10 protein-coding genes and 1 pseudogene are annotated in these 14,477 nt (G+C 56.0%); 5 read left to right on the top strand and 6 right to left on the bottom strand.

All coding sequences use genetic code 11. From position 1 onward, the window contains the following. Positions 1-362: 362 nt before the first annotated feature. Positions 363-830 carry a response regulator gene (locus ACXAIC_RS24250; RefSeq protein WP_475186897.1) on the bottom strand — a complete coding sequence of 156 codons (468 nt, stop codon included), beginning with the start codon at positions 828-830 and terminating at the stop codon, positions 363-365. Between the two features lie 332 nt (positions 831-1,162). Here ACXAIC_RS24250 and ACXAIC_RS24245 point away from each other — a divergent pair, with 332 nt between their 5' ends. Further along, positions 1,163-2,089: a GGDEF domain-containing response regulator gene (locus tag ACXAIC_RS24245; RefSeq protein WP_475186891.1), complete on the top strand. Its 927-nt coding sequence runs from the start codon at positions 1,163-1,165 to the stop codon at positions 2,087-2,089. 504 nt (positions 2,090-2,593) lie between these two features. On the opposite strand, the gene ACXAIC_RS24240 is transcribed toward ACXAIC_RS24245, so the two are convergent. Continuing rightward, positions 2,594-2,824 carry a hypothetical protein gene (locus tag ACXAIC_RS24240; protein ID WP_475186889.1) on the bottom strand — a complete coding sequence of 77 codons (231 nt, stop codon included), beginning with the start codon at positions 2,822-2,824 and terminating at the stop codon, positions 2,594-2,596. A gap of 121 nt (positions 2,825-2,945) precedes the next feature. Here ACXAIC_RS24240 and ACXAIC_RS24235 point away from each other — a divergent pair, with 121 nt between their 5' ends. The 3 genes from ACXAIC_RS24235 to ACXAIC_RS24225 all read left to right on the top strand — a co-directional run bounded on the left by ACXAIC_RS24235 (position 2,946) and on the right by ACXAIC_RS24225 (position 9,218). Then, on the top strand, positions 2,946-7,865 hold the full coding sequence (locus ACXAIC_RS24235; protein WP_475186886.1) for a chemotaxis protein CheB: 4,920 nt from the start codon (positions 2,946-2,948) through the stop codon (positions 7,863-7,865). Continuing rightward, positions 7,858-8,319: a response regulator gene (locus ACXAIC_RS24230; protein ID WP_475186885.1), complete on the top strand. Its 462-nt coding sequence runs from the start codon at positions 7,858-7,860 to the stop codon at positions 8,317-8,319. The genes ACXAIC_RS24235 and ACXAIC_RS24230 overlap by 8 nt, the downstream gene beginning before the upstream one ends. A gap of 269 nt (positions 8,320-8,588) precedes the next feature. Next, positions 8,589-9,218, top strand: coding sequence for a biliverdin-producing heme oxygenase (locus ACXAIC_RS24225; protein ID WP_475186882.1), 630 nt, complete (start codon positions 8,589-8,591; stop codon positions 9,216-9,218). 61 nt (positions 9,219-9,279) lie between these two features. Here the strand turns inward: ACXAIC_RS24225 and ACXAIC_RS24220 are convergent, their stop codons facing one another. The 4 genes and pseudogenes from ACXAIC_RS24220 to ACXAIC_RS24205 all read right to left on the bottom strand — a co-directional run bounded on the left by ACXAIC_RS24220 (position 9,280) and on the right by ACXAIC_RS24205 (position 13,938). Then, positions 9,280-9,672 (bottom strand): response regulator transcription factor, encoded by a 393-nt coding sequence (locus tag ACXAIC_RS24220; protein WP_475186881.1) that lies wholly within the window; start codon positions 9,670-9,672, stop codon positions 9,280-9,282. Positions 9,673-9,675: 3 nt separating this feature from the next. Next, positions 9,676-12,231, bottom strand: coding sequence for an HWE histidine kinase domain-containing protein (locus ACXAIC_RS24215; protein ID WP_475186879.1), 2,556 nt, complete (start codon positions 12,229-12,231; stop codon positions 9,676-9,678). Between the two features lie 187 nt (positions 12,232-12,418). Then, positions 12,419-12,982, bottom strand: a pseudogene (locus ACXAIC_RS24210) (IS3 family transposase); the annotation flags it as partial. A gap of 104 nt (positions 12,983-13,086) precedes the next feature. After that, a complete protein-coding gene (locus ACXAIC_RS24205; protein WP_475186877.1) occupies positions 13,087-13,938 on the bottom strand; it encodes a LysR substrate-binding domain-containing protein in 852 nt (283 codons plus the stop codon). A gap of 96 nt (positions 13,939-14,034) precedes the next feature. Between ACXAIC_RS24205 and ACXAIC_RS24200 the strand changes: the two genes are divergently transcribed. Next, positions 14,035-14,466 carry an EamA family transporter gene (locus ACXAIC_RS24200; RefSeq protein ID WP_475186875.1) on the top strand — a complete coding sequence of 144 codons (432 nt, stop codon included), beginning with the start codon at positions 14,035-14,037 and terminating at the stop codon, positions 14,464-14,466. The last annotated feature ends 11 nt before the right edge of the window (positions 14,467-14,477 follow it).

The raw sequence follows: 14,477 nt of genomic DNA, 5'->3' as shown, positions 1-14,477 counted from the left end.
ATCAACGAACTCATGCCTTGGTGTTACGCTGCAAAAGCAGCGTAACAGAGCGCGCCGCCGCCATGAAGACCGGCTTCACCGGACGGACACTAACAGAGCGCGTCGCACCATGAAGACCGGATTCACCGGACGGACACGAAGCGAAGCCAGTTTGCGAAGATGAATGAAGTTATTGAGTCGGCGGGAGAATTTCAGGCTTATGGCAACATGCGCGTCGTCGTAGATACGGGGCCGGTGTTCTGCTTGATGTCGGTTCCGGTCAAATGGTGCAGACTTAGCAAACGATACTCTAGTGTGGTGGACTTGAAATACGCCTCATTTGTGCAGCGCGCGCCGGAGCGGATAAAATTCCAAAAACGACACTAGTGGCTGCGGGCACCGCCGATTAAAATGTCCGGGTTGGGCTTGCGCGCCAAGTCCAGCCAGAACTTGGAGAATGCATCAGCAAAGCGGGCCATTTCGTCTGGAGACGACGGTTTGGTGATATGGGCATTGGCACCGGATTTATAAGAAAGATACACACTTTCCTCCAGATCCAGTGACGTCAGAATAATCACCGGCAAATGGCCGAGACGCGGGTTCAGGCGGATCAGCTTCAGCACCTCATAGCCGTCTTTTTGCGGCATATTTACATCCAGCAGAATGATGCATTGGGCATCCTCATGCTCAGACTGCCGCTCATAGCTGAACAGACCGAAATAATCGAACAGATCATAGCCGTTTTCGAAATGCAGGAATTCGACGTCCCCGCCCACTTTCAGCGCTCTCTGGATCACCAGCGCGTCGTGCGGGTCATCGTCAACCATCATAATTTTCAACTTCTGATTCATGGTGGTTCCGGCCTAGCTTGGTCCAGCACGTCGTTTCGACAGCATGAACACCCTTCTCTTTATACATACACAAAAAACCATAAAAACAAGCGAAACCAGCAAATAGATAGACTTATTTTACAACAAATATAAATAAGAGTGATTTATGTATTAAATAACAATGTTCTTATTGATATATGATTTCGGATCAAGAAATAATTCCCTAGGATTTCAACCGGGAATTGGTCTTTTCTGTGTATTTTTTCTCCTGATGCGTTGAATAATTCCGCAGGGGAAGACTCTATTAACAAAAGCCCGATAATGAAAACTGACGAGTAAAGGTGAACTGCGTCATGTCCCAAGTTGACATTCTTTTGGTGGACGATGACAGGGAGGAAAGCTTCCTGGTGGACCGGCTGTTGCGCCGGGATGGCGCCGGGCGGTTTTCCCTGGAAACGGCGTCCTCCAGACGGGAAATGATGCAGCAGCTCGCTATGCGGCGCTATGACGCCATCCTGCTGGACCTTCATTTGAGAGACGCTGCCGGTCTTCCGCTGATCAAAACCTGCCTTAGCAGCTGTCCTGGCGTGCCGGTTGTGGTACGCACCGGCAGTTTCGCATCGGAGGCCGCCCGGGCCGCACTCCATCTCGGTGTTCAGGATTTCATCTCCAAGGACCAGCCTTCCGGCGAGTTGCTCACCCGTACCATTTTGCATGCGATCGAGCGCAAGAAGGTGGAAAACGAGACCACCAATCTTGCCTACACCGATCCTTTGACGGGCCTTGGAAACCGGCGCCTGCTTGATCAGACCTGGCAGGAGCTCCAGAAAAGCAAACGCACGCCAAACCGTTCCGTCCGGTTGCATTTTTTCGACATTAACGGCCTGAAAGCGGTGAATGATACTCAAGGCCACCATGCGGGGGATCTGTTGATCAGCACCATCGCAAACCGCTTGCGTGAGATTTTCGGATCACAGACGGCTCTCTTCCGGATTGGCGGTGATGAATTCTGCGCGGTCACTGAGGCCGCCGACACGGACCCCTCCGCCATGACGGCAGTCATCCGGGCTGAAAGCCTGCTCGACTTTCAAGTCGGTCTGCCCATTTCGGACCTTGGGGGATATCAGCCCTCTATCGCCTGCGGCCTGCAGGTGTTCCGCATCGGCGCGCTTCCAAAACTGGAAGAAGCGCTGAAGGTGGCGGATATGGATATGTATGCGGATAAGGAGCGCAAGAAGTCGGACCTGTCCGGTGATCTTCCCCGGCACACAGCCTCCTGATCCAAGCCTCCCCTTGACCCAGGGAGGGCTCCAGGTCATCAGCCTCATACCACCCTCAATAGCTAGGAACCGATCTGACCGTTTTTGGGGACTGTTCGGCAAGGAGCAGGTTGCAGGGCGATATGGTTTATCGTTCAAAACCTGGAACGCAGCTGAACAGTCCTCAAACACGGCCCCGGTGGCCTGCTCCGGCCCGCCGGACTGCGTTGCGCCGCTTGAACGGCCATAAAGGCCGTCCTGCGCAACGCGCCTTGCCGGCCAATCCGCACCAGCGCCATCAGATGGGTTTCTATCTATTCAGGTTGGTATGAGACCGGAGCACTCCTGGCGAAAGCGCTCACATCGCCAGCATGCTTCCTTCGCCGCCAGCCAGAATGACTCGCCTCATAACTGTATTTTCACAATTCTTTGATCACCGGCGGGCAGCAGCCCCCAGATAAAAACGCGGGCCGTTCCGCCCGCGTTCCAATCTGCCGTTCACACCGTTCAAAAAAGATCAGAGCCTCACGCAGACTTGCGTTTAACCGCCTTAAACTGGGTAATATAGCCGTGCGCCATCATGCGGATTTCCGCCGCCGCCTGCCGGTCTACCGTCGACTTCCCCCGTACTTCCTGGCTGATCTCCCCCAACTGCCGCGTCTTTTGCACAAGATCGGAAACCGTGGCCAGTTTCTCGATCCGTTTCTGAAAATCAATGAAAGTCTGAGGGCGCCTGGCGCTGCGGCTATCGGACATTCAGTTGCACCTTTTGTCTTTTTCAATCCTGCGCAGTATTGCGATTCTTCGTTAAGTGACATTACGATACGTAAATTAAATTAAGAACGCGCTAAAGACCTGCAGCTGGACCACATTCAAGATGTCAACACATTTGGACCAAGACGTTACGGAGGACGATGTCCGCATTGTCGCAATTGGCGCCAGCGCTGGCGGCCTCGATCCTCTGGAGCAGTTTTTCGAGGCCATGCCGGCCACCAGCGGCGTCGCCTTTGTGGTGATTCAGCACTTGGCTCCTGATTTCCGCAGCATGATGAACGAGCTGCTGGCCCGGCACTCAACCATGCCGATTCACAAGGTGGAAGATGGCATGGAGGTGGAGGCCAACACGATCTATCTCAATCCGCCGCGCCATGACATGCGGGTGGAAAACGGCAAGTTCATTCTCTTGCCGGCAAGCCAGGTCGGCGCGCTCAATCTGCCGATCAATGCGTTTTTCACCTCCCTGGCCCAGCAATTCGGCGGGCACGCCATTGGTATCGTTCTGTCCGGCACCGGATCAGACGGCAGCGAGGGGTGTCTGGCGATCAAGTCTGCCGGAGGCGGCGTGTTTGTCCAGGAGCCTTCGACAGCCAAGTTCGACAGCATGCCCCTGGGTGTCATCAACCAGGACATTGCCGATGCGGTCGCCGACCCCCAAACTCTGGCCCATTATCTGGTAGACTATTTGAACGGGGATAGCCCACGGGCGCTGCGCGGCATCCACAAGATCCGGATGACGGACCCCTTTGCGATGATCTTCCACATCCTGAGGGAACGCTACGGCGCAGATTTCAGCTACTACAAACGGGCGACCATCGAGCGTCGGATCAAGCGCCGCTGCAATGCGCACAGCGTCGACGACCTGATGACCTATATCGACTTGCTCTCTGTCGATCCGAACGAGGTCTCTGCTCTCTACAACGACCTGCTGATTGATGTAACGGAATTTTTCCGGGATCAGGAAGCCTTTGACCTCGTTAGCGAAAGGGCAATCGGCCAACTCGTTGCAAAGATGTCGGCAGAAACACCGCTCAGGATCTGGGTGCCCGGCTGTTCGACCGGGGAAGAAGCCTATTCCATTGCCATTCTGGTGGCAGAACATGCCCGCAAGAACACGATCCCGCTCAATCTGAAAATCCTGGCAACGGATCTGCACGCCCGCTCTCTGGATGCGGCCGGGTCTGGCGTCTATGACGCCTCTGCGGTGAAGAATGTCGACCCGGACATCGTCAAACGCTATTTCGAGGCGGACGGAAACTACTATCAGATCAAGGGGTTTATCCGGAAGCTCGTTGTGTTCAGCCAGCACAACATCATCAAGGACCCGCCATTTACCAAGATTGACCTTGTCAGTTGCCGTAACCTACTGATTTATCTTAATGATCTAGCCCAACAAAAAGCCCTGGCCCTGTTTCACTTTGCGCTTTGCAAGGACGGTTTCCTGTTTCTGGGCCCAAGTGAAACCGTCGGCAAACTGGACTCCGAATTCCGAACGATCGACCAGCGCTGGCGCCTGTTTCAAAAGATCCGCGATGTCCGGCTGGTGGACAGTACAACACTTCTGATCCGCAACGGCCTGACGAATCCGGACAACATGCCCGGCTCGGATGGCCGGCCTCAGTATGGCATTCCGGCCAATCGCACGGAAACCCGCCGGGCTTACAATGACGCCTTGAAGGAAATGCTCACCCGCTACGCCCCTGCCGGGTTCCTGCTTAGTGTCGAAGGAGAACTCAGCCACATATTCGGCGATGCCAACCGTCTGTTGAAGCTGGAGCCGGGCAGTTTCAACCGGAGGATCACCGAGCTGCTGCCTCAGCATCTCAGAGTATTGGTCGCTTCTGGCCTTGAGAGGATGAAAGCCACCAGTTTCACTCCGTTCCGCCGCTCCATGCCGATCGAAACGGAGGCCGGCAAAGTCACCTATTCCGTCAGACTTGAGGGACTGCCGGATGCGGATGGTCAAGTGGAATTTCTGCTACTGACCATAGAAGAGACCCAAGAACTGATCCAGGAGCCTGGCGGAGCGGCCCCGGATATTGAAATGACTCCGTCAGAGACCTCCCTCTTTCTTGAGGCGCGTGTCCAGGAACTGGAACGGGATCTCCAGTCAACGGAAGAGAGCCTTCAAACTACGATTGAAGAGCTGGAAACCAGCAACGAAGAACTGCAGGCCACAAACGAAGAACTGATGGCCTCCAATGAAGAGCTGCAAAGCACCAATGAAGAGCTGCACTCGGTTAACGAAGAGCTCTATACGGTCAGTGCCGAACATCAGCGCAAGATCGAGGAACTGGTTGAACTGACCAGCGACATGGACCATTTGCTCAAGGCCACGGACATCGGCACAGTGTTTTTGGGCAGCGATCTGGAGATCCGGCGTTTCACCCCTGCCGCAACCCGGACCTTCAACCTGATCCCCCAGGACATCGGACGGCCCATCTCCCATGTCACGGCAAAGTTCAACGCAGACGGCTTTCTCACCTGGGCCCGCTCGGACCGGGATCTCTTTGAAGACTACAATGAATACATCGTCGTGGAGGACAGGCACTACCTGTTCAGGGTCCTGCCCTATCTTAACGAGGCCGAAGCCTCACAAGGCATGGTGATTACGATTGTCGACATTGACCTGCTGAAACGGGCCGAAAGCGAAATCGAGACGATGGCCAGCCGCTATGACCAGGTGCTGACTGACATTCCTCAGGTGGTCATGTGCTGGCGGGCCTCCGATGGCCAGATCACCTATGCCAATGAGCACTTTTCCCGTCTGGCGGGCTTCGACCGCAAGGTTCTGCTGGGCGAACATGTCTCACGGCTGGGTGACTGGCCCGGCAATCCGGTTCGGATCGACATCAAGAAAGTCGAAAATCTCCAGCCCGGTCAGACCTGCCTGTTCCACTCGCAATACCTGGAGACCGGCGGGCAAGAAACCTGGTGGGATATCACGTGCCGCGCGCTGGGATCAGGCCATGCCGACACCCTGGAATATATGGCCACGGCAACAGACGTGACCGGGCGCGTGAGCCAGGAGCAAGCCCTCAAGGCGCTGAGTTCAATTGACATCAAAACACTGAGAAGCACTGAGGATTTGGCGGACAAGGTTTTGACAATTGGATCTGAATATTTCGGCCTGAGATGTGCGTATTTCGCCCGTATTTCCGAAGATCAGCACTCCATCAGCCATTACAGCTACGCCAATGAGGCGGCACAGAAAATCATAGAAGCAAAGGAAAGGGATCTGAAATCGACGCCTTGCTCGGAAGTTGTGGCAAAAGATGCTGTTGTCGCGTTTTCCTCCCCAGAGGAAGCCTCTTCCGGCAAGCGCTATTTGATTGACGGCCAACCGGTACATGCTTTCATCGGTGGCCCCGTTCATCTCAACGCCCACCTTGTCGGGGTCCTCAGTTTCCTGGATTTCAATCACGACCGGGTAAAACCGTTTTCCGACATCGAAAAAGACTTCATGCAACTTCTGGTGCGCTGGTTCGAATTAATGGCAGAGCATGTCGAGCAATCCCAAAAACTGCGCAAGAACGAACGTGAATTGAAACTGATCTTCGACAATGTGCCGTCGCGGATCTGGTACAAGGACGACAAGAACCGCATTTTGCGCATCAATGAAACGGCGGCCAGATCCATGGGACTGACTGTTGAAGAGGCCGAAGGGGCCGAAACCCAGGACCTGTTTCCGGAAATGGCCGAGAAATACCATGCGGATGATCTTGAGGTCATCAATTCCGGCAAGGCCAAATACGGCATCATCGAGAAATTCACGCCCCGGGGCGGCACGCATGGCTGGAGTTCAACCGACAAGATCCCCTATACGTTCAACGAGGACGATGAACGGGCGGTGCTCGTCGTATCGACCGACGTTACAGATCTGAAAGAACGGGAGATCGAGCTGGCCCGGGTGAACACAGAACTGGACCTGCAAAAGCGCTCCTATGAGGACCTTTACAAACGCACTCCCGTCATGATGCATTCGATCGACAATGAGGGAAACATCGTTGAAGTCAGCGATACGTGGCTTGAGAAGCTTGGCTATGACCGCGAGGAGGTCATCGGCCACCAAAGCACCTTGTTTCTAACCGAAGCCTCGCAAAAACATGCTAAAGACAACATCATTTCCGACTTCTGGGAAAAGGGCTATTGCACCAATGTGCAGTATCAGTTTATCCGAAAGGATGGGTCGCTGATCGATGTGGAACTCTCCGGCATCATTGACAGAAAAGAGGGTCAGCCGGAGCGGACCCTGGCGGTTCTGGTGGATGTGACCGACCGGAATGAGGCGTTTGTTGCCCTTGAAAAGGCAAATTCCGACTTGGCCTATGCCAATGACGGGCTAAAGAAATTCGCCTATATCGCCTCCCACGACCTTCAGGAGCCCTTGCGCAAGATCCAGCAATTTGGCGACATGCTGTTCACTGAATATGGGGACAAGCTGGAGGGCGACGCCAGCTTCTACATGGATGTCATGCAGAATGCCGCCTCCAGAATGCGCCGTCTGATCCGGGATCTTCTGTCCTTCTCCAAAGCCTCCAATGCGGAAATTCAACGCGAAGAGCTGCCCTTGTCGCAAATTGCGAAACGGGCCGTTGCCGATCTGGATGAGCGTATCCGGGAAGCGGGCGCCAAAATTACCATCGAAAAACTCCCATCCGTGCGCGGCGATGAAGCCATGACCCTTCAACTCATGACCAACCTTTTGTCCAATGCCGTAAAATATCACAAATCCGGTGAAAAACCTGCTATTGTGGTATCTCCCTTGAGCAATGGAGCAGGGGCCGGGTTCTGCGTGACCGACAACGGCCTTGGTATTCCGCAAGAGGACCAGGCCAGAATTTTCGATGCCTTCTCAAGGCTCCACACGCAAAGCGAAGTGGATGGATCGGGGATTGGTCTGGCAATCTGCCAAACGGTGTGTGACCGGCAGGGCTGGTCCATTTCCGTGGACAGCTGCGAAGGGGAAGGTACTAGGTTCAAGGTCATATGTGCTGACAACGAGGCTGCCCGTGAGTGAAGACATCGCCTATGTTGCCATGGTGGATGACGATCCGATTGACGCTTTTGCTGTCAGGAAGGCGCTTGCGCGAACCAAGCGCCGGGTAAAGTTTGACCATTTTGACAGCGGCGACAGCTTCCTCACGTTCCTGGACTCCCTTCAAGCCCCCGGACGCGAGCCCGGAGACTGCCCGGATATTGTGCTTCTGGACGTTAACATGCCCCGAATGGACGGGTATGAGCTGTTGCAACAGCTCAGGTCCCACAACGACACCGCCGCCCTGCCCGTGATCATGCTGACCACATCGGAAGCCAGCGAGCATGTGACACGCTCTTATGCCTGCGGAGCCAATTCCCACATCGTCAAGCCCAGCACGGTGGCGGACATGAACCGGATGGCCGATACCCTTATTGACTATTGGATCGATCTGGTCCGGCGGCCGGACAGCATCACACTTAAAGATCCGAACTAATACCAGGCGCAAGTGATCATGAGTTCTCTGATGACCCAATCGCGTTTAACGGCCAGGCACATCGCGCGGGCCGGTCCGGCTGACCGGGCAAGCGGTGCGACGATGTCCGTTGGGTGGAATTGGCTCACCGGAGGCTGCGCTTGGAGGGACTTCGAACGAGATCGCATGTCTTGCACGCCCCCCCGTATCGGCCTGCGACGCGCTCCTGGCCGAAGAGCCTCCAGGCGCGGTCAAATAGATCATCATCAATTGCGCCTGGCATCCCCCCAGTGAACTGCCCCCTGACCAGCTTGCGCCACCATCTGCGGCAGGCAACCAGCCAAGCGCATACCGATGCGGAACGCGCCGTGGAAGCGCTCGCCCCCTTCTCCAGCGAAACGGCTTATCACCGGTTTCTGAGCGCGCTTTTGATGCTGCATGAGACTGGTCTGGCCGCCGCAAGCAGCTTGAACATGGCAGAGCTGCTGGCCATGGAACAAGAGGCCGTTGCCCTGCTGCGGACAGATCTTGAGAAGAGGCCCAAGAAACAGCCCCTTGAGTTCCAGGCCGCCAGTCACAGCGGCACGGCATTCACGCCATTTGAAGGCGCTGGCGAAATCACAGGCACGCTCCGGCTCTCCTGCCCGCCTCCCTGCGATGCCGGTGCCTGGGGCAAGCTCTATGTCTGCCGGGGATCCGCCCTTGGAGGGGCTGTCCTGTCGTCCAGAGCCGCGCAGTTGAAAATCCGCAACAGCAGGATTGGAAACGGGTATTTGACGTCCTGCGCCCGGACGGGCGGCACAAACTGGCGCCGGTTCTGCACCTTGCTGGAGACAGCCCAACCCGATCCCGGAACGGCAGAGGCTGGAGCGCTGGACATGTTCGGGACTTTCGGCATGGTTTTGCGAACAAAGGGATAGGCCGGACGCGCTCGCCTGGAAAGGCTTGACTCAAGCAGACTATGCCCGGAGCCACAAAACGTCAGCCCCGGCCTGTCAGCGCATCAGCGGCCAAAACCAGTTCCGCCGCCGGAAACGGCTTCAGGAGCGTCTGCTGGGCCCCAAGGCGCGCCGCCTGCTGCAGGAAGAAGCTACTTTGCAGTTCTCCCCCCCCCGGATCAGGAGCCCCTGTCACTGCAATCACAGGCGGCGCCTTGCGTCCCATCGCGCAGAGCTTGCCGATCAGTGACAGCCCGCCTTTTTCTGTGTTCGTGAACAGGTCCGTGATGACAATGTCGTAAAGGCTATTGTTCAACGCTTCGATGGCCTCTTCTCCAGAATAGGTCAGTTGCACCTTGTAGCCGTTGCGCTCCAGCGCATCCTGCCAATCCAGCGCCAGGCTGACATTATCTTCCATGATCAGGACAGTTTTCATAGATCACTTCTTGTAGAGATGAATGATTTGATTTGACAAGTTACCCGGATCGACCGGCTTTGTCATAACCAGTGCGTTTCCAAGATCCTTCGGGATCTTGTGATCTGACCCGTAGCCGGTCGCAAACAGGAACGGAATGCCTTCCGCGCGCAGGCGGCGGGCAATTTCATAGCTGGTATCAGTGCGCAAGGTTATGTCCAAAATGGCCAGATCCGGCGCCTCAATGTCCAGATACCGTTCTGCTTCCTGGATATTGGAACTCAGCTTGATCTCGCTCACACCCATTTTTTCCAGCGTATCGGCCAAGTCCATGGCAACCACCATACTGTCTTCCAACACCAGCACTTTCTTGGGAACAATTGCGGCCCTCTGCCTCTTCTGTGGCATGGCCAAAAGGGGCAGATCCTCTTCACCGAGCTCAGAAACCGCCTGCTCGGGAAACCAGAACGTTGCCAGCAACCCGTCATCTTTGAACGACAACCTGGCATCCCCATCCATTTCGTAAGGGATCGCCCGTTCGATCAGGCCCAGGCCAAACCCGACGCGGTTGGGCGCCGTCGTGGGCGGCCCCCCCTCCTCTTTCCACTCAACCTCCACCCCGCCCCGGTCTGCTCGGAAAGAAACCAGGATTTTGCCGTCACTGACGGACAAGGCGCCATATTTGGCTGAATTGGTGGTGAGTTCATGGATGACAAGAGCCAGCATAGGCGCCAGATCCGCCCGAATCGCAAAAGAATCGCCATTGAAATACAATCTTGGGTTGCTGGATGTCTGGAATGGCTTGATTTCCGTGCGGAACAAATCATAGAGATTGATGCCTGTTGCAATCCGGTTGGTGGCCAGGTCATGCGCGGCGCCGAGCGCGGCAATCCGTTCCTCCAGGGCTTTGGCATATGATTCCAGGGAACTGGCCGATTCCTGTGCGCGGCGGGAAATCGAGCGGATCAGCGCCAGAATGTTACGGACCCGATGGTTGAGTTCAGCAATATAGATATTCCGCTGCCGCTCCACCTTCTGCCCCAGATGCCGGTGCAACGCATCATCCAATTGAGACAGGGTCTCCTGAGCGGACAGAGCCGCCTCTACGTCCATCTCTTCCCAGGGCCGGCAGCGCCCTGCGGCCGATTGCACATAGGCAGCAAAAGTTCCGCGTGGCCGCAGGCGTGGGCCGGTCTCGGTATCGTCAACAGTCTTGTCCGGCTGGCCGGCCCAGGTAACCGAGCGGGCTACCTCATCCCGGAACACCAGCAAACAGGACGCCCCTTGCGACCCGATCTTGAGCGCAATGCCGCCCGCACTTGCCCCAAGCGGTCCGGCGAGATCCGGTAGCCGGTCCTCGAAACTGACGCAGACCACATGGGCTGCATCGCTGCCGCCAAACAGAGCGGAACTCAGCTCTTGAACCGTCTCTGCGGGCGGAGTGCTGCCATAAAGCTGAACATTCCCGGATTCCATAAAAGCCAGGCCATCGGCCCCCGTCACCTTACAGTAGGCATCAGCGCTTTCCTTCACCAGCCCCGCCAGCTCGTTCACCTGGCCACTCGCCGCCAGCATCCGTTTCTGCAGCGTGACCGAGATGGCGCGCGAGGCGCTGCGGGCCGCTGCCACGCGCTGTTCCATCTGCTGGCAGAAGAACTGGGCAAAGATCTCCGACGAGTTTCTCAAGGCCGCGCTGATCAGGCGCGGCTTGCGATGGTGAAAGGCGATGAGGCCCCAGAGCCTGCCCTGGACTGTGATTGACAGGGTCATGGAGCCAGCCACCCCCATATTTGAAAGATATTCAATATGGATCTTTGAGGTGCCGCGCAGGGCTGCCAGTGTCATATCCAACGGTGGCAGGGTTTCACTTGTGCCGCGCAGCCAAACCGGCTCTGATCTGACATCCGCGATCACCCGGAGCGGCAACTTCGCCATAATGGCCCGGGCCTGCTGCGGAATGTCCCAGCTTGGAAAGCGCAGGCCCAGAAAGGGCTCCAGCCCCGGCGTATGGTCTTCCGCCAGAACCTCGCCATCGCCAGTGCTGTCAAAGCGGTAGACCATCACCCGGTCGAATCCGGTGATGGAGCGCAAGGCGGTCGCGGTCGCTTTCAGGAAGCTGTCCAGTTCCTCGGTCTGCTGCAAGCGGGCGAGCAGGGCCCAGATTCTCCGCAGGTTTTCGGACACAGCCCCATCCTCCCGGTCGTAATCCAGCGCTTCAAGCTCGATGACCGGAAACCCGTCTGCATTGACGTGAACCCAGCAATCAAAGTTGGCATGTCCCACCTGAACCGTGCCCACATTGCCGCGGATACTTCTGCTGGTTGAAACCGACAGCGCATTGTGGATGTCATGGAGTGCGGTGTCGGAAAACAGCTGCCCGGGCCGTTTTCCAAGAATGTCCTGCAGTGGGAGGCTCAGAAAAGCTTCCGCGTTTTCACTGCACCACTGAAAAGTGCTCAGGCTCTTGTCCGTAGCCAAGAGAACGCCAAAGGGCTGCACATGCCCTGGAATATGCACCGGCTCCCGGTCGCAATTTTCCAGCGACAGCTTTTCCTGATCCAAAGAAGCGTTCTCTGCCATGCCGAACCCGTCCTCCCCGCACATCGAATGCAGGCGCCAATCACACAACCTTTTCGAGAACCTCGTCAAGGCACCTTGTTCATAAAGTGGCACGAAGATCATGAAAAGAAAGATATTTCAGAAAATTTACGATAGGGCACTTATTTCGGTTGGACCTGTCCCGGTTTATTCCGCACCAAGTTCTCATTTAGGCGGCCTTGGCTTCGGATGCCAATGGGCTTTTCCATGCCAGGGCCGAGTGCCTTCGGCGCGGATTGTAGAAGCCATTGATGTATTCGAAGATGGCCATTTCAGCTTCGCGGCGTCAGGTCCATGATTTCTGCCACAGCACTTCGGCCTTGATCGTTTTGAAGAAGGTTTCCACGGCGGCGTTGTCAAAACAGTTTCCTGTTCCGCTCATTGAGACCTGGAAGCCATGCAGGCGCAGAAGCTTCTGATCGTCGTGGGAGCAATATTGGCTGCCGCGGTGAATGCAGCCCCTTGGCGGGCAACGCAGGGCGATGGCCATGTTCAGGGCCTCGATAGCAAGATCGCGTTTCATCCGGTTGCTGACAGCCCAACCGACGACACGTCTGGAATGCAGATCGAGGATGACGGCCAGGTAAAGCCAGCCCTCCCGGGTCCACGCATAGCTGATGTCGCCAGCCCATTTCCGGTTCGGCCGGTCAGCAGAAAAGTCCCGGCTCAGCAGATTTGGCGCAATGCTGAACCTGTGATTGCTGTCGGTAGCCGCCTTGAACGTCTTGGTCCTTTTCAAGGTCAGAATGTGTGGACGGTTTCTCGGGATCGCGCCAGTCCTGCTGTATCCACCGGTTCAGCGTCGAGAAACCAACACCAAGATCTCTGGTGACCTAGTTACGCGACAAACCGCTGGTCAGCGTAATCCGGACTGCTTCTGCGCGAAACTCCGCGCCGTGTCGTGATGCCATGAACAGTCTCCTTTGTCGCAAAATACCAAGTCAAAGGAGCGGTACAAATCCGGGACAGGTCCAACGCAAAACCACGACCTTGTTCCGCAGCACGCAACAGAAGATCTCCAGACGTGAAACGCGGGCCCTTCATCACATCTAAGTTCGCTGGCCCGAATGCATCTCGCCATGTCGACCATGCCGTGCACATGTCGCGATCGTGCAAAAGAGGCAAATGGCTCAATGCCGTGACATCCCTTGGATGACCACACTGTTCCCACTCTTGCCTGGCTACCACTGGGAAGGCGACATCCGAGCCTATCACATCAATCAAAGCACCGCTTACTTCGTAAGACCCCATCCGAAGAGACAGATCAGCATGCGGGTCCAAATCGCCCATTCGTATCGCATCAACGATAATGGATAGTTCAACACCGCCGCAATCTTCCTCTATGCGGGTCAAACGCGGCAGAAGCCATCTGTTAGCCACAGACGGTGGTGTTGCGATGACAACCCTTTTGCTGGATTTCGCTTCGCGAAGCTTATCTGTCGCAAGTTCAAGATCTCGAAGTGCATTGAGAGCTGCGTCACCCAACGCTTCACCTGTCTTGGTAAGCTGAATGGCTTGACCACGCGTCCGTGCGAGAATGATGGGCACGCCCATCCATTTCTCCAGCTCATGCAGGGCACGGCTAACTGTTGAGTGCTCCACAGCCAGCCGCTTAGCGGCTGATCTGACACCGCCTTCGGCTCGAACCGCGGCAAGGGACCGTAAGTGAGAGAGTGGCAGGTGTCGCATAGTGGTGCGTTTAATACACCAGTTTTCGATGCTTTGCGACCAGACAATGAAACGACGCCGCAGTAGCTTTAAAGTCCACAGCAGAAATAGATACTTATGAGCATAAACCGAGACATATTCGTTGGAATATTTGCCTGGTTAGCGACAGCCGCCCTAGTTACCTCTTGGCAGCTTGCTACGCGATGGGGTGTCACAACAAGCCTGACGCCTATTGATCTCGCACTCTTCCGTTACAGCATACCCGGCTTAATCCTTGCACCACTTGCATTCAGGAAAGGCCTGACAGCTCCCGGTAAACCTTTGTGGGTTACAAGTCTTATCGTCTTTGGCGGCGGCTTGCCGTTCGGTCTCTTGGGAATGGCGGGGGCTCAGTTTGCCCCTGCTGCGCATATGGGCGCTTTGCTTCCGGGTTCGATGCCCCTTTTCGTCGCTGCCTTATCTGCAGTTGTCCGTGAGCGTCCGCTGAACCCCACCTCCCGCTTTTCGATTTTGCGCCTTAAGTGTCCACTTATGCAAATGGACACTTAAAGGCGCGTGAT

Source organism: Roseibium sp. AWQ4_254 (genome assembly GCF_056161025.1).
This window is presented reverse-complemented; position numbering and strand designations above follow the sequence as displayed.